The organism is Pseudomonas baetica (assembly GCF_019733355.1).
GTDB classification, from domain to species: Bacteria; Pseudomonadota; Gammaproteobacteria; order Pseudomonadales; family Pseudomonadaceae; genus Aquipseudomonas; species Aquipseudomonas baetica_A.
The window spans coordinates 145,810-166,282 of sequence record NZ_JAIHLQ010000014.1; the positions used below are offsets into that span (position 1 = coordinate 145,810).

General features: G+C 59.4%; 17 protein-coding genes, 2 tRNA genes and 1 pseudogene. 15 read left to right on the forward strand and 5 right to left on the reverse strand.

The features are described from left to right. Positions 1–4: 4 nt before the first annotated feature. The 6 genes from K5E40_RS14935 (at position 5) to pdeM (ending at position 6,684) form a co-directional block, all read left to right on the forward strand. Positions 5–733 (forward strand): ABC transporter permease, encoded by a 729-nt coding sequence (locus K5E40_RS14935; RefSeq protein WP_221731457.1) that lies wholly within the window; start codon positions 5–7, stop codon positions 731–733. Further along, positions 730–1,440, forward strand: a complete 711-nt coding sequence (locus K5E40_RS14940) for an ABC transporter permease (RefSeq protein WP_221731458.1) — start codon at positions 730–732, stop codon at positions 1,438–1,440. The genes K5E40_RS14935 and K5E40_RS14940 overlap by 4 nt, the downstream gene beginning before the upstream one ends. Before the next feature lie 12 nt (positions 1,441–1,452). Then, positions 1,453–2,571: a succinylglutamate desuccinylase/aspartoacylase family protein gene (locus K5E40_RS14945; protein WP_221731459.1), complete on the forward strand. Its 1,119-nt coding sequence runs from the start codon at positions 1,453–1,455 to the stop codon at positions 2,569–2,571. 13 nt (positions 2,572–2,584) lie between these two features. Next, on the forward strand, positions 2,585–3,349 hold the full coding sequence (locus tag K5E40_RS14950; protein ID WP_221731460.1) for an ABC transporter ATP-binding protein: 765 nt from the start codon (positions 2,585–2,587) through the stop codon (positions 3,347–3,349). Between the two features lie 192 nt (positions 3,350–3,541). Further along, a complete protein-coding gene (locus K5E40_RS14955; RefSeq protein ID WP_221731461.1) occupies positions 3,542–6,028 on the forward strand; it encodes a ligase-associated DNA damage response DEXH box helicase in 2,487 nt (828 codons plus the stop codon). Further along, positions 6,028–6,684: a ligase-associated DNA damage response endonuclease PdeM gene (gene pdeM / locus K5E40_RS14960; RefSeq protein ID WP_221731462.1), complete on the forward strand. Its 657-nt coding sequence runs from the start codon at positions 6,028–6,030 to the stop codon at positions 6,682–6,684. Before K5E40_RS14955 ends, pdeM begins: the two co-directional genes overlap by 1 nt. A 40-nt stretch (positions 6,685–6,724) precedes the next feature. Here the strand turns inward: pdeM and K5E40_RS14965 are convergent, their stop codons facing one another. Next, entirely contained in the window at positions 6,725–6,934 is a 210-nt protein-coding gene (locus K5E40_RS14965) for a hypothetical protein (RefSeq protein WP_221731463.1), read from the reverse strand. 106 nt (positions 6,935–7,040) lie between these two features. Beyond that, positions 7,041–7,607, reverse strand: coding sequence for a dCTP deaminase (dcd, locus tag K5E40_RS14970; RefSeq protein ID WP_085724551.1), 567 nt, complete (start codon positions 7,605–7,607; stop codon positions 7,041–7,043). Between the two features lie 353 nt (positions 7,608–7,960). On the opposite strand from dcd, the gene K5E40_RS14975 reads away from it, so the two are divergent. Then, a complete protein-coding gene (locus K5E40_RS14975; RefSeq protein ID WP_002554837.1) occupies positions 7,961–8,170 on the forward strand; it encodes a cold-shock protein in 210 nt (69 codons plus the stop codon). Positions 8,171–8,324: 154 nt separating this feature from the next. Here the strand turns inward: K5E40_RS14975 and K5E40_RS14980 are convergent, their stop codons facing one another. Continuing rightward, a complete protein-coding gene (locus K5E40_RS14980; RefSeq protein ID WP_221731464.1) occupies positions 8,325–9,332 on the reverse strand; it encodes a DUF481 domain-containing protein in 1,008 nt (335 codons plus the stop codon). A gap of 163 nt (positions 9,333–9,495) precedes the next feature. On the opposite strand from K5E40_RS14980, the gene K5E40_RS14985 reads away from it, so the two are divergent. The 4 genes from K5E40_RS14985 to K5E40_RS15000 all read left to right on the forward strand — a co-directional run bounded on the left by K5E40_RS14985 (position 9,496) and on the right by K5E40_RS15000 (position 14,268). After that, complete coding sequence (locus K5E40_RS14985) at positions 9,496–9,849, forward strand: MGMT family protein (protein ID WP_221731465.1); 354 nt, start codon at positions 9,496–9,498, stop codon at positions 9,847–9,849. Between the two features lie 43 nt (positions 9,850–9,892). Beyond that, positions 9,893–11,452, forward strand: a complete 1,560-nt coding sequence (locus K5E40_RS14990) for an AmpG family muropeptide MFS transporter (RefSeq protein WP_221731466.1) — start codon at positions 9,893–9,895, stop codon at positions 11,450–11,452. Positions 11,453–11,581: 129 nt separating this feature from the next. Further along, positions 11,582–13,297, forward strand: coding sequence for a proline--tRNA ligase (locus K5E40_RS14995; protein WP_221731467.1), 1,716 nt, complete (start codon positions 11,582–11,584; stop codon positions 13,295–13,297). A 17-nt stretch (positions 13,298–13,314) separates the two neighbouring features. After that, positions 13,315–14,268: a hypothetical protein gene (locus K5E40_RS15000; RefSeq protein WP_221731468.1), complete on the forward strand. Its 954-nt coding sequence runs from the start codon at positions 13,315–13,317 to the stop codon at positions 14,266–14,268. A gap of 109 nt (positions 14,269–14,377) precedes the next feature. Here K5E40_RS15000 and dinB read toward each other — a convergent pair whose 3' ends face one another. Beyond that, positions 14,378–15,439 carry a DNA polymerase IV gene (gene dinB, locus K5E40_RS15005; RefSeq protein ID WP_221731469.1) on the reverse strand — a complete coding sequence of 354 codons (1,062 nt, stop codon included), beginning with the start codon at positions 15,437–15,439 and terminating at the stop codon, positions 14,378–14,380. A gap of 280 nt (positions 15,440–15,719) precedes the next feature. On the opposite strand from dinB, the gene K5E40_RS15010 reads away from it, so the two are divergent. The 4 genes from K5E40_RS15010 to K5E40_RS15025 all read left to right on the forward strand — a co-directional run bounded on the left by K5E40_RS15010 (position 15,720) and on the right by K5E40_RS15025 (position 20,307). Further along, a tRNA-Met gene (locus tag K5E40_RS15010) sits at positions 15,720–15,796 on the forward strand. A gap of 221 nt (positions 15,797–16,017) precedes the next feature. Continuing rightward, a tRNA-Met gene (locus tag K5E40_RS15015) sits at positions 16,018–16,094 on the forward strand. A 278-nt stretch (positions 16,095–16,372) separates the two neighbouring features. Further along, positions 16,373–19,012 (forward strand): bifunctional lysylphosphatidylglycerol flippase/synthetase MprF, encoded by a 2,640-nt coding sequence (gene mprF, locus K5E40_RS15020; protein ID WP_221731470.1) that lies wholly within the window; start codon positions 16,373–16,375, stop codon positions 19,010–19,012. After that, positions 19,012–20,307, forward strand: a complete 1,296-nt coding sequence (locus K5E40_RS15025; protein WP_221731471.1) for a virulence factor family protein — start codon at positions 19,012–19,014, stop codon at positions 20,305–20,307. Before mprF ends, K5E40_RS15025 begins: the two co-directional genes overlap by 1 nt. 84 nt (positions 20,308–20,391) lie before the next feature. On the opposite strand, the pseudogene K5E40_RS35025 reads toward K5E40_RS15025, so the two are convergent. Beyond that, positions 20,392–20,473, reverse strand: a pseudogene (locus K5E40_RS35025) (maturase); the annotation flags it as partial.

Consider the following 20,473-nt stretch of genomic DNA (forward strand, 5'->3'; position numbering starts at 1 on the left):
ATTTATGTTTGAAACCCTCCTACAAAATCTGGGGCTCTCTGCCTTCAGCCTCAAGGGCTTCGGTCCTTTGCTGTTGGAAGGCACCTGGATGACCATCAAATTATCGGCGATGTCGCTGCTGGTGGCCGTGTTGCTCGGCCTGATCGGCGCCAGTGCCAAGCTGTCAAAAGTCAAACTGGTGCGCCTGCCCGCCCAGATCTACACCACGCTGATTCGCGGGGTGCCCGACCTGGTGCTGATGCTGCTGATTTTCTATAGCCTGCAAACCTGGCTGACGTTGCTCACCGATTATCTGGAATGGGACTACATCGAGATTGACCCGTTCAGCGCCGGGGTCCTGACCTTGGGCTTCATTTATGGCGCGTATTTCACTGAGACCTTCCGTGGCGCAATCCTCGCAGTGCCACGCGGCCAGGTTGAAGCAGCCACCGCCTATGGCCTCAAACGCGGCCAGCGTTTTCGCCTGGTGGTGTTCCCGCAGATGATGCGCTTCGCCCTCCCCGGGATCGGCAACAACTGGATGGTGATGCTCAAGGCCACCGCGCTGGTGTCGATCATCGGCTTGGCCGATTTGGTCAAAGCCGCGCAGGACGCCGGCAAAAGCACCTATCAACTGTTCTACTTTCTGGTACTCGCCGCGTTGATCTATCTGCTGATCACCAGCGCCTCGAACTTCATCCTGCGCTGGCTCGAACGCCGTTATGCCGCCGGCTCCCGGGAGGCCGTACGATGATCGAACTTCTACAGCAATACTGGAAACCCTTCCTTTATACCGACGGCAACAACATCACCGGGCTGGCGATGACGATGTGGCTGCTCAGCGCCTCGATCTTCATCGGATTCTTCGCATCCATTCCGCTGTCGATCGCTCGGGTCTCCACGCACTTCTACATCCGCTGGCCAGTGCAGTTCTACACCTACCTGTTCCGGGGCACGCCGCTGTATATCCAGTTGCTGATTTGCTACACCGGCATCTACAGCCTGGCCGCCGTACGCGCGCAGCCCATTCTCGACAGCTTCTTTCGCGATGCGATGAACTGCACGATTCTAGCCTTTGCCCTGAACACTTGTGCCTACACCACGGAGATTTTCGCCGGGGCGATTCGCAGCATGAACCACGGCGAAGTCGAAGCGGCCAAAGCTTACGGTCTGACAGGGTGGAAGCTGTATGCCTACGTGATCATGCCCTCGGCGCTACGCCGCTCGTTGCCTTATTACAGCAACGAAGTGATCCTGATGCTGCACTCGACCACCGTGGCCTTCACCGCGACCGTCCCTGACATTTTGAAAGTGGCCCGGGACGCCAACTCGGCGACCTTCCTGACGTTTCAGTCGTTCGGCATCGCCGCGCTGATCTACCTGACCATTACTTTCGCGCTGGTCGGCCTGTTCCGCCTCGCCGAACGCCGATGGCTGGCCTTCCTCGGGCCGACCCACTAGGACTTAGCTCAAATGCGCCACCAGATACATGACTTGCTGGCCCCGCTGCCGGGGACCGCACGACAGATTCACAGTTTTCACTTCGGCCCGGAGCAGGCCAAAGGCAAGGTCTACATCCAGTCTTCGCTGCACGCCGACGAACTGCCTGGGATGCTCGTGGCCTGGCACCTCAAGCAGCGCCTGAAGGAGCTCGAAGCCGCCGGGCGCCTGCGCAGCGAAATCGTGCTGGTGCCGGTGGCCAACCCGGTTGGCCTCGAACAAGTGCTGATGGACGTGCCGCTGGGCCGCTACGAACTGGAGAGCGGGCAGAACTTCAACCGCTGGTTCGTCGACCTGAGCGAAGAAATCGGCAACGACATCGAGGCCAGGCTGAGCGACGACCCGCAGCGCAACCTCGAGCTGATCCGCGCCAGCCTGCGCAGCGCCCTCGCCCGCCAGACCGCCAGCACGCAACTGCAATCCCAGCGCCTGATCCTGCAACGACTGGCTTGCGATGCGGACATGGTGCTCGACCTGCATTGCGACTTCGAATCGGTGGTTCACCTCTACACCACGCCCGAAGCGTGGCCGCAGGTCGAGCCTCTGGCGCGTTACATCGAATCCCAGGCCAGTCTGTTGGCCACCGATTCCGGCGGTCAGTCGTTCGATGAATGCTTCACCCTGCTCTGGTGGCAACTCAAAGAACGTTTCGGCGAACACTTCGAGATTCCGCTGGGCAGTTTCTCGGTGACCGTGGAGTTGCGCGGCCAGGGCGATGTCAATCACCCGATGGCCAGCCGCGACTGCCAGGCGCTGCTCGATTATCTGGTGCAGTTCGATGCGATCGTTGGCGAAACCAAGCCGCAGCCGCCACTGCCGTTCCCCGCCACGCCACTGGCCGGGGTGGAACCAGTGACCACGCCAGTCGGCGGCCTGTTGGTGTATTGCGCCACCGCAGGGCAATACCTGGAGGCCGGCCAGCAGATCGCCGAAATCATTGACCCGATCAACGACCGGATCACCCCCATTCATTGCACCACTGCCGGCCTGATGTACGCCCGCTCACTGCGGCGCATGGCCACCGCCGGCATGGTGATCGCCCACGTCGCGGGCGCCGAAGCCTATCGCAGCGGCTACCTACTTTCGCCTTGAGGATGTCTGTCCCATGTACAAACTGACCGTTGAAAACCTGCACAAAAGCTATGGCGACCATCAGGTGCTCAAAGGCGTTTCGCTCAAGGCCAAGACTGGCGACGTGATCAGCCTGATCGGCGCCAGCGGCTCGGGCAAAAGTACCTTTTTGCGCTGTATCAATTTTCTCGAACAACCCAATCAAGTCGCGATGAGTCTCGACGACCAAGCGATTCGCATGGTCACCGACCACCATGGCATGCATGTGGCTGATGCCGATGAACTGCAACGCCTGCGCACGCGCCTGGCGATGGTGTTCCAGCATTTCAACCTGTGGAGCCACATGACCGTGCTGGAAAACATCACCATGGCCCCGCGCCGGGTGCTGGGCTGCAGCAAACAGGAAGCCGAAGACCGTGCCCGACGTTATCTGGACAAGGTCGGCCTGCCAGCGCGGGTGGCGGATCAGTACCCGGCGTTTCTGTCGGGCGGCCAGCAACAGCGTGTGGCGATTGCCCGCGCGCTGGCGATGGAGCCGGAAGTCATGCTGTTCGATGAACCGACTTCGGCACTGGATCCGGAGTTGGTGGGCGAGGTACTGAAGGTGATTCAGGGGCTGGCTGAAGAAGGCCGGACCATGATCATGGTGACCCACGAAATGAGCTTCGCCCGCAAAGTCTCCAGTCAGGTCCTGTTTTTGCACCAAGGACTGGTCGAAGAGGAAGGCGCGCCTGAAGACGTGCTGGGCAATCCGAAAAGCGAGCGCCTCCAACAATTCCTCAGCGGCAACCTCAAATAACCTGCACACATAAAACCGGTGGGAGCGAGCCTGCTCGCGAAAGCGATCTGTCAGTCAACGATGATGTTGAATGTGACGACGTCTTCGCGAGCAGGCTCGCTGCCACAAGGGTATTCATCTACTGACGAAATTAAACTTGTTAGCGGGCACCGCGGTCACTGGAATAACCCCTCCAGAGTGCGCGCAGCCCGCATGGCGAAATCCCCCGACCTCGCAAAAACCTGGTTCAGCGCCCGAAACTGGAAGCCCTTCGCGTTCCAGAAACAGGTGTGGGCCGCTGTCAAAAACGGCGAATCCGGTTTGCTCCATGCCAGCACCGGCGCCGGTAAAACCTATGCCGTGTGGTTTGCGGCACTCAATCGTTTCGCCAGATCCGCGCCAACCGTCGAAACATCGCGCAAACGCAAACCGCTGGCCGAACCGCTGACCGTGCTGTGGATCACGCCGATGCGCGCCCTCGCCGCCGACACCGCGCGCGCCTTGCAAATGCCTGTCGATGATTTACACATTCCCTGGAGCATCGGCCTGCGCACAGGCGACACCGCCAGCAGCGAACGTGCCCGTCAGAGTCGACGCCTGCCCACCACGCTGATCACCACGCCGGAGAGTCTGACGCTGCTGCTCGCCCGCGCTGACGCACAAACTGCGCTCTCAACCCTGCGTATGGTGGTTGTCGATGAATGGCACGAACTACTCGGTAACAAACGCGGCGTGCAATTGCAATTGGCCCTCGCCCGCCTGCGCCACTGGCAAGCCGACCTGATCGTCTGGGGCGTCTCCGCCACGCTGGGTAATCAATCCCACGCAGGACAAGTGCTGATCCCACAGGGCGGTGGCGTGAGTATTCAGGGCCAGAGCGAAAAATCCCTGACAGTCGACACCCTCCTCCCCCCGACCATCGAACCTTTTCCATGGGCAGGGCATATCGGTCTGAAGATGCTGCCGCAGGTGGTCGCCGAACTCGATGCCTGCGCCAGCAGCCTGGTGTTCACCAACACCCGGGCGCAGTCGGAAATCTGGTATCAGGCGTTGCTTGAGGCGCGCCCGGACTGGGCCGGGTTGATCGCTTTGCACCATAGCTCGCTGTCCCGCGACACCCGCGATTGGGTTGAGCAGGCGCTGAAGGACGGGCAACTCAAAGCCGTGGTGTGTACGTCAAGCCTGGATCTGGGCGTGGACTTCCTGCCGGTAGAGCGCGTGCTGCAAATCGGCTCAGCCAAGGGCGTGGCACGTCTGATGCAGCGCGCCGGGCGATCTGGCCACGCACCGGGGCGCACTTCACGGGTAACGCTGGTGCCGACGCACAGCCTTGAACTGATCGAGGCCGCCGCCGCTCGCGATGCCGTGGAACAAAGACAAATTGAACCGCGATGGTCGCCGCATCAACCGCTGGATGTGCTGGTGCAGCATGTGGTCAGCATGGCACTGGGGGGCGGATTTATACCCGAAGCGTTGTACGAAGAAGTCCGTGGCGCTTGGGCTTATCGCGACCTCACACCCGTCGAATGGGCCTGGGCGCTGGCTTTCGTACGCCATGGAGGCATGTCTCTGACGGCTTATCCGGATTACCGCCGGGTCGAACCGGATGAGCATGGCGTCTGGCGCGTGCCCGATGCGCGACTGGCGCGGCGGCACCGCATGAGCATCGGCACCATCGTCAGCGACGCGAGCATTCAGTTGAACTTCTGGAGCAAGGGCGGCGGTGGCAAGCCATTGGGCAGCGTCGAAGAAGGCTTCATTGCCCGCCTTAAACCGGGTGATGGTTTTCTGTTCGCCGGACGCTTGCTGGAACTGGTGCGCGTGGAAAACATGACCGCTTACGTCAAACGCAGCGCCGCTAAAAAAGCCGCCGTACCACGCTGGAACGGCGGACGCATGCCGCTTTCCAGTGAACTGGCGCAAGCGGTGGTGACGCGCTTGAGCGCCGCCGCGCAAGGTGAGTTTGCCGGCCCGGAGATGCAGGCACTGCGCCCCCTGCTGGAAACGCAGGCGCGCGCCTCTGGCTTGCCCACGACCCGCCACCTGCTGACCGAAGCGCTGAAATCCCGTGAAGGCTGGCACCTGTTTCTCTACCCGTTCGCCGGAAGACAAGTGCATCTGGGGCTTGCAAGCCTGCTCGCCTGGCGCGTCAGTCAGCGTCAGCCGCTGACATTCTCGATTGCCGTCAATGACTACGGGCTGGAATTGCTCAGCGCTACGCCGATCGATTGGGCAGAACACCTGAACGTCGAGTTATTCAATTGCGATCATCTGTTAGCCGACGTTCTGGCCAGTCTCAACGCCGGAGAACTGGCCTTGCGGCGCTTTCGGGAAATCGCCCGGATCGCCGGACTGGTGTTCGCCGGTTATCCAGGCGCACCGAAAAGTACCCGCCAAGTGCAAGCCTCCAGCGGATTATTCTTCGAAGTGTTCAAACAATATGACGCCGACAACCTGCTGCTGGCGCAAGCCGGGGAAGAAGTCCTACGTGAAGAACTGGATATTCGCAGGCTGGAACAGACGCTGGAGCGCCTCCAAGGAATGAAACTGGACATGCACCGGATTAAACGCCCTACGCCCCTGGGGTTTCCCCTCTTGGTGGAACGTATGCGCGAGCGCATGAGTTCGGAAAAACTCGCTGACCGTATCAGACGGATGGTCGGCGACCTGGAGCAATCTACCGACACGGGCAAACGCTGATGAGTACGCTCTACCCTGTGCATCTGGCCGGTGAAGAACTCTGGCTATTGCCGGAAAAAGCCCTGTATTGGCCGGCACAACAGGCGCTGCTCATCGCCGATATCCATTTTGGCAAGGCTGCCGCCTATCGCAGCCTCGGGCAGCCCGTTCCGCAGGGCACGACGGCGAGCAATATCGCGATGCTCGATCGACTGCTGAGCCAGCATCCCTGTCGGCAACTCATTTTTCTGGGTGATTTCCTTCATGGTCCGGGGTCTCATTCGCCCGGCACATTGAACGCGCTGGCGCAATGGCGAGCACGCCACGCTGATCTGCCGATGACGCTGATCCGTGGCAATCACGACAAACGTGCGGGCGATCCACCAGCGGCGCTTAACATCAGAGTGGTTGCAGAACCGATGCTACTCGGGCCGTTTGCCTTGCAGCATGAACCGATTCCTCATCACGAAAGACATGTGCTGGCCGGTCATGTGCACCCGGTTTATCGGCTGCATGGCAAGGGCCGGCAGAGTTTGCGTTTGGCGTGTTTCAGCGTGGGCGAACGCGTCAGCTTGATGCCGGCGTTCGGCGCGTTCACCGGCGGTTATCCGATCAAACGAGATGACAACTGCAGGATATTTGTCATCGGCGATAACGAAATATGGCCCGTCAGTTGAAGCCTTCGTGGACTTCAAATGACTGGCCACCGCATGTGAGTCAAGCAACTGGCGCCGGAGGTGGCTCGTCGGGAAGCGTCGGCTCACCCGGCTCGGTCGGTTGTTCGTTGGGGGTATCAGGATCGGGCTGACCGGGAATTCCGCCCGCCATGCTCAGTGTAGGGTGTGCCAACAAGGACCAGGCTAAAACGCCAACCTGATTGGGCTCAAGCCTTGCCAGTTCGGCAGTGATATGCGGATCGATCTTCATGGAACACTCCTCAGCGAAGGCCCGTTTTGCCAGAAACAAAAACGGGCAGTACACCCCATAGAGTGTCTGCCCGCCAAAGAATTCCCGACATCCGCCGGATGGACGATCAGGTACGCGGCAGAGTGACGCCACGCTGGCCCTGATACTTGCCGCCGCGGTCCTTATAGGACACTTCACATTCCTCGTCGGACTCAAGGAACAGCATCTGCGCCACGCCTTCGTTGGCGTAGATTTTTGCCGGCAGGTTAGTGGTGTTGGAAAACTCCAACGTCACGTGGCCCTCCCACTCCGGCTCAAGCGGCGTGACGTTGACGATGATGCCGCAGCGCGCGTAGGTGCTTTTACCCAAGCAGATGGTCAATACGTTGCGCGGAATGCGGAAGTATTCGACCGTGCTGGCCAGCGCGAAGGAGTTCGGTGGAATGATGCAGACATCGCTGTGGATATCGACGAAGCTGCCAGCGTCGAAGTTTTTCGGGTCGACGATGGCGGAATTGATGTTGGTGAACACCTTGAAGTGGCTGGTGCAACGCACATCGTAGCCGTAGCTCGACACACCGTAGGAGATCACCCGGCTGTCGTCGCTGCCGCGCATCTGGCGTTCGACGAACGGTTCGATCATGCCGTGTTCCTGCGCCATGCGGCGAATCCACTTGTCCGATTTGATGCTCATGGCGGGTGTCCTGAATAGCGAGGTGGAAAAATTCTGTCCGGCATCTTACCGGGCGCGCCGCCGGGTTCAAAGTGCGCGCTGCAATTCTCGCCGAACACGCTGAAAATAAGGGTTCTGGCGACGAACTGTCGCACCGCCGATCCTTAAAACAGAGAAACCTTCGCAAGAAGCATTGGCACGTTCGGCAAAAAGGGTTAAGGTGGCGCCACTGTGCTGCTTGTGTCACTGAGAATCTCTACACGATATGTTGAATTTCGATCCAACCATCTACAAGAATTTTTCCTGCTCTTTGCACTCAGTCTCGGCCAGGGTTCTTCCTGCGTCGCAGTTATCTTTGTTCAAGGAGTTACACCATGTCTAATCGCCAAACCGGTACCGTTAAGTGGTTCAACGATGAAAAAGGCTTCGGCTTCATCACTCCACAATCCGGTGACGACCTGTTCGTTCACTTCAAAGCTATCCAATCCGACGGCTTCAAAAGCCTGAAAGAAGGCCAACAGGTTTCTTTCATCGCTACCCGCGGTCAGAAAGGCATGCAAGCTGAAGAAGTACAAGTTATCTAACTTGTAGCTTCTTTAGAAAAGAGCCCCGCCCTTAAAAGCGGGGCTTTTTTGTGGGCGCTTGTTTTTCAGGCGCAAAAAAAGATCGCAGTCTGCGGCAACTCCTACGTTGATTCTTTGTAGGCGCCGCCGCAGGCTGCGATCTTTTGCTTTTACCCTACCAGGCCACGCCAAAGCCTGCGGTGTAACGTGTCTTGCTCAAATCGGCATCATCGGTACCGCTGATGATGTCGCGCTCAGCCTTGAGATTCAGCGAAGCCCAGTCGGTAACCTTGTAGCGCAGCCCCATTTCGGCATCCAGCGCGTAATCCGCCACACCGGACAACGGCTTGCCGACCTCACCGTTAGTGAAGAACTCGACCTTCTTGCCTATCAGGTAGCGGTTGTAGTCCCACTTCATCGCGACGGAGTAAAAGTTGTCCTTGCTGCCATCGCTGTATTCATAGTCCGTTCGGTTCAACAGCGAGCCGAGCGAGAACGCACCCAATTCGTCATCCCAGAACTGGTAGCCGGGGCCGGTACCCACGACTCGCTGACGTGACAACTCCTCAACGTGATCGCGTTTGTAGTTCAGGCGCCCCTGCCAGAACCACTGATCGGTCAAGAACCGGTCGAGTGCATACTCGGCGCGCCAGTTGTCGGTGGTGGTCACGTCATTCTGCACTTCGCGGTTGTATTCGCCTTCAGCGGTATGACGCCAGCGCCCATGACGCGCAGAGGTCTTGAAGCCGATGTCGTAATCATCAGTGTCCTTTTCGGCGCGCTGATAATCGAGTGCCAGGTCGACATTACCCTTCCACACCAGATCCTCAACCACCGGCTTGGGCTTGAGAATTTGCTGAATGCTCGCCAGCTCCACGGTTTTCGGCGCTTCGCCGTTAGCCAACGTGACCTTTCCGTCGCCTGCAGCGGTCAGCGATTTGGCTTTCTCACCGTTATAGGCGTCCTGTTTGACCAGCAACTCCTGGTCACTTTCCAGGGTCTTGACCTCTTTCCAGTTGATCGAGACCGCGCCAGCGTACTGGGTCTGAACCAACAGCTTACCGCCATCGAACAGGGTGATTTTACCGCTCAACTTGTCGCCGTTCTTCATCCAGACGGTGTCGGCAAGCAGGGGCGTGGACGCACTGAAAACAGCAAGGCACAGCAAGGTTCTGGAAAACATAAGCGAATCGAAGGCTCAAGTTTGCGAAAAAGTTCGGCATTATCCGTAGGAATAAGACCCTGACAAGGACTGACCGGACTATTTCTATTGAGTTCATTTCTCAACTGCACGGTCTGCGTTTACCCTTGAAAATATCGAACGAACACATTCAGGAACCGCGTACGTGACAGACCTGATTCACGAAAACGAGAGCGAAGCGCAAATCCGACGCACGGCGCTCTACTCGACCCTCGCCCAAGTGCCCGAGGGCAAGGTCGTCACCTATGGTCAATTGGCTGACCTTGCCGGGCTGGGGCGTGCCGCGCGCTGGGTCGGACGCACCCTGAGTCAATTGCCCGGCGACACCAAACTGCCCTGGCACCGCGTATTGGGCGCCGGCGGTCGGATCAGCCTGCCGGCAGGCAGCCCATCGGGCGATGAACAACGTGCGCGTTTGCGTATGGAAGGCATCACCATCCTGAACAATCGTGTGGATATTCAGCGCCATGGCTGGCGTCCGGTAGAGCACAGCGGTTAGAGTGCGCGCTTTGTTTTCGCAATCTTGAGGCAGACTTCAGCCCATGCCCCGTAAAACCTGGCGCGCCGCGCTCGCCGCCTATGCCAGTCCTTCGACACTCGTGCTGTTGCTGCTGGGTTTCGCCGCCGGCCTGCCGTACATGCTGGTGTTTTCAACGCTTTCCGTCTGGCTGCGTGAGGCCGGTGTGGCCCGTGAAACCATTGGTTACGCGAGCCTGATCGGCCTGGCCTATGCGTTCAAATGGGTCTGGTCACCGCTGCTCGACCAATGGCGCCTGCCCTTGCTGGGCAAGCTTGGCCGTCGCCGTTCGTGGCTCGTGCTCTCGCAAGTGCTGGTGATTCTGGGCCTGATCGGCATGGGTTTCTGCGATCCGCAGAAGCATCTGTCCTGGCTGATCGCCATCGCCGTTGTTGTCGCCTTCGCCTCCGCCACCCAAGACATCGCGGTGGATGCCTATCGCCTGGAAATCGCCGACGACAGCCGCCAGGCCGCACTGGCCGCCAGTTATATGTCTGGCTATCGCGTCGCCGCCCTGCTGGCGACCGCTGGCGCATTGTTTTTCGCCGAAGGCTTTGGCTCCACCGGTTTCAACTACAAACATTCGGCATGGGCTGGCACGTATGCGCTGTTCGGCGCGCTGATGATTCCCGCGCTGCTCACGACCCTGTTCATGCGCGAGCCGCCAGTGCCGCTGCGCACCCAATTGCAGGCCGGCCGCTACACCTTCATGCACCAATTGATGTCGGTATTCGTACTGATCATCTTGTTGGTGTCCGTGCCGGCGATGTTCACTCAGTTGTACAACACCGATTTCGCCAGCGTGCTGTTTGAAGGCGCCAGCCCGCTGGACCTGCTGCTCGAAGACCGCGCTTTCCTGCGCGCCATTCTCTACACCTTGCTCACCTGGATGTGCCTGTCGGCCATGGGGCGCCGTGGGCTTGCGCCCGTACTGACGCCAGTCAACGACTTCATTCTGCGCTACCGCTGGCAAGCCCTGTTGTTGCTCGGACTGATCGCTACCTATCGGATGTCCGACACGGTCATGGGCGTGATGGCCAACGTGTTCTACATCGACCAGGGTTTCACCAAAGATCAAATCGCCAGCGTCAGCAAGATTTTCGGCCTGATCATGACCCTCGTGGGTGCGGGCATGGGCGGCCTGCTGATCGTACGCTTCGGGATTCTGCCGATCCTGTTTATCGGTGGCGCGGCCTCGGCGGGCACCAACCTGCTGTTCCTGATGCTGGCCGACATGGGCCCGAACCTGAAGATGCTGGTGGTGACCATTTCCCTCGACAACTTCAGCTCGGGCCTTGCAACTTCGGCGTTTGTTGCGTACCTGTCGAGCCTGACCAACCTGAAGTTTTCCGCAACGCAATACGCCCTGCTCAGCTCAATCATGCTCCTGTTGCCGCGCCTCATTGGTGGTTATTCCGGGGTCATGGTGGAGAAGTTCGGTTATCACAACTTCTTCCTCATCACCGCACTGCTCGGCGTACCGACACTGGTGCTGATCGCCCTGCACTGGTTTCAGGAAAGCCGCCGCGAAGGCCCGACACCTACGCCGGAGCCCGTACCGACGCCGGTTGCGGAAGAATCGTAAGGCGTTTCGCCAACGGCGGGAGGAATCCGGCCGTTACCCCAGTGCGCTGACCACACTTCTGTACGTCAGCAAAACTCGCCGGTACACTGCTCCGTCATTTCCAGTCATAGCAACCGACAACGGCCAACCATGCGCACCAGTCAATTTTTGCTCGCCACACAGAAAGAAACGCCTTCCGATGCGGTTGTGATCAGCCATCAGCTGATGCTGCGCGCCGGCATGATCCGCAAACTCGCCTCGGGCCTGTACACCTGGCTGCCCATGGGCCTGCGGGTTATGCGCAAGGTTGAAGCCATCGTTCGCGAAGAAATGAACGCTGCCGGCTCTCTGGAAGTGTTGATGCCGAGCACCCAACCGGCCGAGCTGTGGCAGGAATCGGGGCGCTGGGAAGAATACGGCCCTGAGTTGCTGCGCATCAAAGACCGCCACGGTCGCGACTTCTGCGCGGGCCCGACCCACGAAGAAGTGATCACCGATCTGATGCGCAACGAGCTGAGCAGCTACAAACAGCTGCCCATCAACCTATACCAGATCCAGACCAAATTCCGTGACGAAATCCGCCCACGCTTCGGTATGATGCGCAGCCGCGAATTCATCATGAAAGACGCCTACTCGTTCCACGCCGATCAGGCTTCGCTGCAGGTCACTTATGACCGCATGCATCAGGCGTACTGCAACGTGTTCACGCGTCTGGGCCTGAAGTTCCGCCCTGTTGAGGCTGACAACGGCTCGATCGGCGGCGCCGGTTCCCACGAGTTCCACGTACTGGCCGAGTCCGGCGAAGACGACATCGCCTTCAGCAATGGCTCCGACTATGCGGCGAACATCGAGAAAGCCGAAGCGGTGCCACGGGAAACTTCCCGCCCTGCACCGGCTGAAGAGCTGCGCTTGGTGGACACCCCGGACACCAAGACCATTGCTGCACTGGTGGAAAAATTCAATCTGCCGATTGAAAAGACCATCAAAACCCTGATCGTGCGCGCTGAAGAAGAAGGCAAGCTGATCGCACTGGTGATTCGTGGCGACCACGAACTCAACGAGATCAAAGCCGCCCAGCAACCTGGCGTTGCCAGCCCGCTGGTCATGGCGACCGACTCCGAACTGCGTGACGCCATTGGCGCCGGCGCCGGTTCCCTCGGCCCGTTGAACCTGCCGCTGCCAATCATCATCGACCGCTCGGTCGAACTGATGAGCGACTTCGGTATCGGCGCGAACATCGACGACAAGCACTACTTCGGCGTGAACTGGGAGCGTGACCTGCCGGTTCCGACCGTGGCTGACCTGCGCAACGTGGTGGCCGGCGACCCGAGCCCGGACGGCAAAGGCACGCTGGAAATCATGCGCGGCATCGAAGTCGGACACATCTTCCAGCTGGGCAACAAGTACAGCAAAGCGATGAAGTGCGAAGTGCTGGGCGAAAACGGCAAGCCAGTGACCCTGGAAATGGGTTGCTACGGCATTGGCGTGTCCCGCGTGGTGGCTGCTGCCATCGAGCAGAACAACGATGCAAACGGCATCATCTGGAGCGACACCCTGGCGCCGTTCCAGATCGCGCTGGTGCCGCTGCGTTATGAAACCGAACAGGTTCGCGAAGCCACCGACAAGCTGTACGCGGAACTGACTGCGGCCGGTTTCGAAGTGCTGCTGGACGATCGCGACAAGAAAACCAGCCCGGGCATCAAGTTCGCGGACATGGAACTGATCGGCATTCCACACCGCATCGTGGTCAGCGACCGCGGCCTCGCCGAAGGCAACCTGGAATACAAGAGCCGTACCGAAGGCGAGGCGCAAGCGCTGCCGGTGGCTGACGTATTGTCCTTCCTTCAGGCCCGTATCCGCCGCTGAAACCAGATAGAGACGTCATGTTCAAGCGAAACACCTTAGGCCTCGGTGGCACCGCCCTGTGCGGTGCCCTGCTGGTCAGCGGCTGTGCCAATCACATGTCACAACGCAGCGAGCACGAAGAGCGGGTCGAGCGCAAATTGCTCGATCACAGCCTGCAGATCGATGTCGGTGAGCCTAAGGTGCTTGAGCTGCCGCAGCGACGCGTGAAGATCAACGAGCAGAAAACGTTCGAAGTCACCGAGTTCGACGTCACCCGTCGTTACGATCGCTATACGCCTTACCAGCCCTGGCGGGAAATCTACGAGATCCCGTTGGGGGCAGTGGCGGTGGTCGGTGGCGTCGGCGCGAACGTGGTCAACGTATTCGCGCTCGGTAACTTGCCAGACAGCGTGACCAAGGACTGGCTCAGCTACGGCTTCGCCGGGCTCAACCCGTTCATGAACGTGCAGTCCAACGGTCGTGCGCAACAGAACCTGGCCGGCATCGATGAAGTCCAACGTGACAAACGTACGGAGTATTCGAGCCTGCCGTGGAGCGAGCGCTCGGTACAAGTCAAGGCTGGCAAACAGACTTTCGACATGACCACCGACCGCAACGGCGTGCTGCGTCTCAACCTGCTGGACAGTCCGTTTGCCGAAAATGACCTCAATCATGTCGGCAAATTGCAGATCAGCGTCGAAGACGCCAAGGATGACGTGCACTCTGACTCATCCCTGGTGATCAGCAGCCACCTGCGTGGCAAGTTGCTGGAAGCGCACGGGCTGATTTACGACGACCTTGAAGATGACGAAGTGAGCCAGTGGGTGCACCGAGTCAAACGTCTGTCGGAACTGGGCCTGGAAGAAGAAGCCAGCGAACTGGAACAAAGCCTGATCGAACTGACGCGTAACGATCCCGAGTTGCAGGCTGAGTTTCTCAAGTCCTTGACCAAGGATGCGGGACGCCTGGTGGCGGATCCAGGAGCCAATTAAAAGCTGAAAGCCTCGCGGGCAAGCCCGCCCCCACATTGGATCTGTGTCTTGCACAAATCCCCTGTGGGAGGGGGTTGCCCGCGAAGGCCGACCGATATTCATCGCAAAACTACCGCTCAAACAACTCCATCTGCTCAAACCCGCCACGCAAATCCTCAAGCCTCACGCCAACCCCCAGCAAACGTACCGGTTTGCCACCCCGATTGAACGCCTGCGTGAGCATCAACTGATAACTGCCAAGATCCCGCCCTGCACCGGCCTGCTCCAGCGTGGTCTGGGTAAAGTCGTGGAATTTCACTTTGACGAACGGTTTGCCCGGCCGATAACTGCTATCGATTCGCGCCATGCGGGTTTTCAGGGTTTCCAGAAGCTCTGGCAGCTTGTCAAGGCAACTGCGCAGATCCGGCAGGTCAACATCGTAGGTATTTTCCACGCTGATCGACTGACGGCGACTGTCATTGTGGACCAGTCGGTCATCGATCCCACGGGCAAGACTCCAAAGTCGCTCGCCAAAACTGCCGAACTCGCGCACCAGCGCCAGCTTGTCCCACTCGCGCAACTGCATACAGTCGACGATGCCGAACTTGCCCAGCTTGTCGGCGGTGACCTTGCCGACACCGTGCAATTTGCTTACAGGCAAGCCGCTGACAAAATCTTCGACCTGATCCGGCGTAATCACAAACAACCCGTTGGGCTTTTTCCAGTCACTGGCGATCTTCGCCAGAAACTTGTTCGGCGCCACGCCTGCTGAAACAGTGATGTGCAATTGATTGGAGACGCGGCGGCGAATGTCTTGGGCAATGCGCGTGGCACTGCCGCCCAAATGCGCACTGTCCGACACATCAAGGTAGGCCTCATCCAGAGACAGCGGCTCGATCAGGTCGGTGTAATCGGCAAAGATTGTGTGAATTTCCTTTGAAGCTTCTCGATAGGCGTCCATACGCGGCTTGACGATGGTCAGGTCCGGGCACAGCTTCAGGGCATGCCCCGAGGACATGGCCGAGCGCACACCATAGGCACGCGCCTCGTAATTACAGGTGGCAATCACCCCACGCCGATCTGCCGACCCGCCCACCGCCAACGGTTTGCCGGCCAAGCGCGGGTCATCGCGCATCTCGATGGCAGCGTAGAAACAGTCACAGTCGACGTGGATGATTTTTCGCTGAGTCATGTCAGAAAAGGAAACGTGGCGAGCCGGATCGGCAGTATCTCACTGAGAACTGTATATAGCACCAGTGGTCTGAATGTTCTTTTCCATCTGTAGGAAAAGCCCTATGAATTTATTTTCTCAATCGAAAATAGACAACCAATAGAGCCGAAAGCCTTGCCCCACCTGACCTGTAGCGTGTTCAAACAACCAAAAAAAACGCTAACCAATTGAACCTCAACAGTTTTTATCCGGATTGAAGGTTGACAGCCCAGCGATCCTCTGTAGAATGCCGACACACAGACGCGGGATGGAGCAGTCTGGTAGCTCGTCGGGCTCATAACCCGAAGGTCGTCGGTTCAAATCCGGCTCCCGCAACCAAACATCAAAAAAGGCTACTCGAAAGAGTGGCCTTTTTTGTGCGCGTGTGTTTTTCAGCTTCAGCCCTCGCAGCCATGACAATCGTCAAACAGGAATTCGTTTCATTTCCGAAACTTAACGCGCCACCTGCGACCGTTTGGCGCGATTTCACACTTATTTGACCCTTTACGGAATTAGCGGTTGACACCTCGCCGTTCGCCTGTAGAATGCCGCCACACAGACGCGGGATGGAGCAGTCTGGTAGCTCGTCGGGCTCATAACCCGAAGGTCGTCGGTTCAAATCCGGCTCCCGCAACCAAACATCAAAAAAGGCTACTCGAAAGAGTGGCCTTTTTTGTATCTGTGGAAAAAGTCCTTTCGCAACAATGATCTGTCACAGTGCAGTGAATCGTCCAGGATCATCAGGCCCACCGAGTTGCGACTATGCTTGAGTCGCGAACAAGACGTCTGCCATCCATGACTGCCCTCGCCGATACCCGGTGAGAGGCGTAGTATTTTGTGATTATTTTTTTCTACAGGGATTGGTAACTTGGCTGGATACCTCCATCCTGTCGCGCACAATCCAAGAGGTGATTGATGCGCGCCAACTCGTCTGATCCACAAGACACCGTCACAGCGGAACACCCGATCAAACCTGAGCGTTTGCGCTTGCTGGATCGGTTAAGCAAATACCGGCAACCGATTGGCCTGGCGGTCACGTTGCTGTTGTTTACCATTGCGCTGATTGCCTGTCGTCATCTGCTCGCCGAGCTCGATCTCGATGCCTTGCATGACTCGATTCTTGCCGTGCCCACACCCGCCCTCCTCGGTGCATTCGCCGCGACCGTGGTCGGCTTTATTATTCTGCTGGGTTACGAGTGGTCGGCCAGTCGCTATGCCGGCGTGACATTGCCACCGCGCACACTGGCGCTCGGCGGTTTCACCGCGTTTGCGATTGGCAATGCCATCGGCCTGTCGATGCTGTCCGGCGGTTCGGTTCGCTATCGTTTATATGCACGACTGGGCCTGGGGGCGTCGGAAGTCGCGCACATGACCTTGTTCGCCAGCCTGTCGCTCGGCTGCGCCCTGCCCCCGCTGGCGGCTCTGGCGACCCTGAGCGATCTGCCCGCCGCCTCTCAGGCACTGGGCTTGTCCGAGGGACTGCTTGGTACGATCGCTGTGACTGTGCTGCTGCTCGGCGCAATCCTGATGATCGGCATCTATCGCCGGCGCCTGCCGGAACAACCTTATCGTGACAACCTGCTGGTCAAGGCCGGGCGCCGCACCTTGCGCCTGCCGGGTCGCCGCCTGACTTTCCTGCAACTGGTGATCACCGCCCTCGACGTCGCCGCTGCAGCGACTGTCCTGTATCTGTTACTGCCCGAAAGCCCGCCGTTTGGCGCGTTCCTGCTGGTGTACCTGCTGGCGCTGGCCGCTGGCGTACTCAGCCATGTGCCAGGCGGTGTCGGCGTGTTCGAAGCGATCCTGCTCGCCGCGTTTGCCGACAAACTCGGTGCCGCGCCACTGGCCGCTGCGTTGCTGCTCTATCGCCTGATCTACGTGGTGTTGCCGCTGCTGGTCGCCTGCGTATTGCTGTTGATCAATGAAGGCCAGCGCCTGTTCCAGACCCAGACCATGCGCGCGGCGTCCGGTCTGGCGGCGCCGATTCTGGCGGTGCTGGTGTTTCTGTCCGGCGTGGTGCTGCTGTTCTCCGGTGCCACACCCGAGATCGACACACGCCTGGAGCACATCGGTTTCCTGATCCCCCATCGTTTGGTCGACGCTTCGCACTTCGGCGCCAGCCTGATCGGCGTGCTCTGTCTGATGCTGGCTCAGGGCCTGCGCCGTCGCCTCTCAGCCGCGTGGATGCTGACCACCATTCTGTTGCTTGTCGGTGCCCTGCTCTCGCTGCTCAAAGGCTTCGACTGGGAAGAAGCCACGCTGATGACACTCACTGCCGCGTTGCTGGGTGTGTTCCGTCGCTCGTTCTATCGCCCAAGCCGCCTGACCGAACTGCCGTTCTCGCCGCTGTATCTGGTGGCCAGCCTCTGTGTGCTGGGCGCGTCGACCTGGCTGCTGTTGTTCGCCTATCAAGACGTACCGTACAGCCATCAACTGTGGTGGCAGTTCACCCTCGACGCCGACGCACCACGCGGCCTGCGCTCGCTGCTCGGCGCGGCGGTGCTGTTGCTGGTGATCGCACTGACCTGGCTGCTGCGCACCGCGCGCCCGGTGATTAACCTACCAACGCCCGACGAGATCGATCGTGCGGCGAAGATTCTGATGGCGTCCTCGCAACCTGATGGCGGCCTCGCGCTGACCGGTGACAAGGCGTTGTTGTTCCACCCCAACGACGAAGCGTTCCTCATGTATGCCCGCCGTGGCCGCAGCCTCGTGGCGTTGTACGACCCCATCGGCCCCGGCCAGCAACGTGCCGAGATGATCTGGCAGTTCCGCGACCTGTGCGACATCCATCACGCCCGTCCTGTGTTCTATCAAGTGCGCGCGGAGAACCTGCCGTACTACATGGACATCGGCCTGACCGCGATCAAGCTTGGCGAAGAAGCCCGGGTCGACCTGCATCGCTTTGACCTCGAAGCCAAGGGCAAAGAGATGAAGGATCTGCGCTACACCTGGAACCGTGGCACCCGCGACGGTCTGTCGCTGGAAATCCACGAGCCGGGGCAAGCGCCGATGGATGAGCTCAAGGCGATTTCCGATGCCTGGCTGACCGGCAAGAATGTGCGCGAGAAAGGTTTCTCCCTCGGCCGTTTCAGCGACGATTATCTGAAGCATTTCCGCATTGCGGTGATTCGCTTCGAAGGTCGTCCGGTGGCGTTCGCCAATCTGCTTGAGACCTACAGCCATGACTTGGCCAGTCTCGACCTGATGCGCGCGCACCCGGAGGCCCCCAAGCTGACCATGGAATTCATGATGGTCGGCCTGATTCAACATTATAAGAGTCACGGATACGCGCGCTTCAGCCTGGGCATGGTGCCGTTGTCGGGGTTGCAACCTCGACGGGGTGCACCGCTGACCCAACGTCTGGGCTCGATGGTTTTCCGCCGTGGTGAGCAGTTGTACAACTTCCAAGGTTTGCGCCGCTTCAAAGACAAGTTCCAGCCTGACTGGGAACCCCGTTATATGGCCGTGCCCGCCGGACTCGATCCGCTGGTGGCGCTGGCTGATACTGCCGCCCTGATCGCGGGCGGCTTGACTGGATTGGTGAAACGCTGATGATTCAACGCTCCCTGAAGTACATCCTGGCCGCACTGATTGTGCTGGCCGTGATTGCCGGCGGCGGTTACTGGTACCTCAAACGTCCGGCACCGGAACCGACCCTCGAACAACTCACGCCCGCCGATGGCCCGGCCATGACCCGTGTGATTCCCGGCACCAAGCCGAAAGCTCAGGTGTTGTTGGCAGTCAATGACGACCAGAAGCTCAGTGAAAAGCAACTGACCACCCTGAGCCGCAGCGCTTCGGCGCAGATCGTTCAGGTGGTTCTGCCCCAGGACTGCCTGCTGCAAAGCCGCGCCCTGCAGACGGGTCTGCGCGAACTGAACGGCCCGGCCACTCTGGTCAGCGGCATCGGCCCTGGTGCGGTGCTGGCGTGGCGCTGGTTGTCCGAGCAGAAGGACGACAAGGCCCAAGCCGTATCGGTTGGACTGGCGCTGGAAAAATCCGGCTGCACCCACCTGCTGCCAAAATCCGCTGCCCACGGCCACTGGCTGGTGGCATGGAACGACAACCCGGACGACACCAGCGCCGGTTTCGTGCGCGATCAACCGAACGCCGAAACCAGTATCAGCGACTACGACATCAACCTGCCGCAAGTGCTGAACAACGAACTGCGCAAAATCCTCGTCGGCGGCGACAAGGCCAACGGTGGTCTGGCGATCCCGGTGGTTGAAGTCCCGGCCGGCCAGGCCAAAGACACCGTCACCCTCTTCCTCTCCGGTGACGGCGGCTGGCGCGACCTTGACCGCGACGTAGCGGGTGAAATGGCCAAGATCGGCTACCCGGTGGTCGGCATCGACACCCTGCGCTACTACTGGCAGCACAAGAGCCCGGAGCAAAGCGCGCTGGACCTGACCGAACTGATGCAGCATTACCGGCAGAAATGGGGCACCAAACGCTTCATCCTCACCGGTTACTCGTTCGGTGCCGATGTCTTGCCGGCCATCTACAACCGCCTGCCTGAAACCGAGCAGCAGCGCGTCGATGCAATCATCCTGCTGGCCTTCGCCCGCACCGGCAGCTTCGAGATCGAAGTCGAAGGCTGGCTCGGCAACGCCGGCAAAGAAGCCGCCACCGGCCCGGAAATGGCCAAGCTGCCAGCGGCCAAGGTTGTGTGCATCTACGGTGAAGAAGAGGCCGACGAAAGCGGCTGCACCGACAAGACAGCCGTCGGTGAAGCGGTGAAACTGCCGGGTGGTCATCACTTCGACGAGAACTACCCGGCACTGGCCAAGCGTTTGGTGGATCTGATCGAGAAGCGTCAGAGCAAGGACTCGGTCGCCGAAGAGTAATCTGAGCCGCGCCATCGAGTAGGAGGCGGATTCACATCCGCCGTCCTCTCACACCACCGTACGTACGGTTCCGTATACGGCGGTTCAGGTTATACGGTTAAGTCGGTTTATCGTGTCCAGTATCGAGACCAGGCCGAGGTTGTCCCATCGTTTCTTCGCCAGCGCC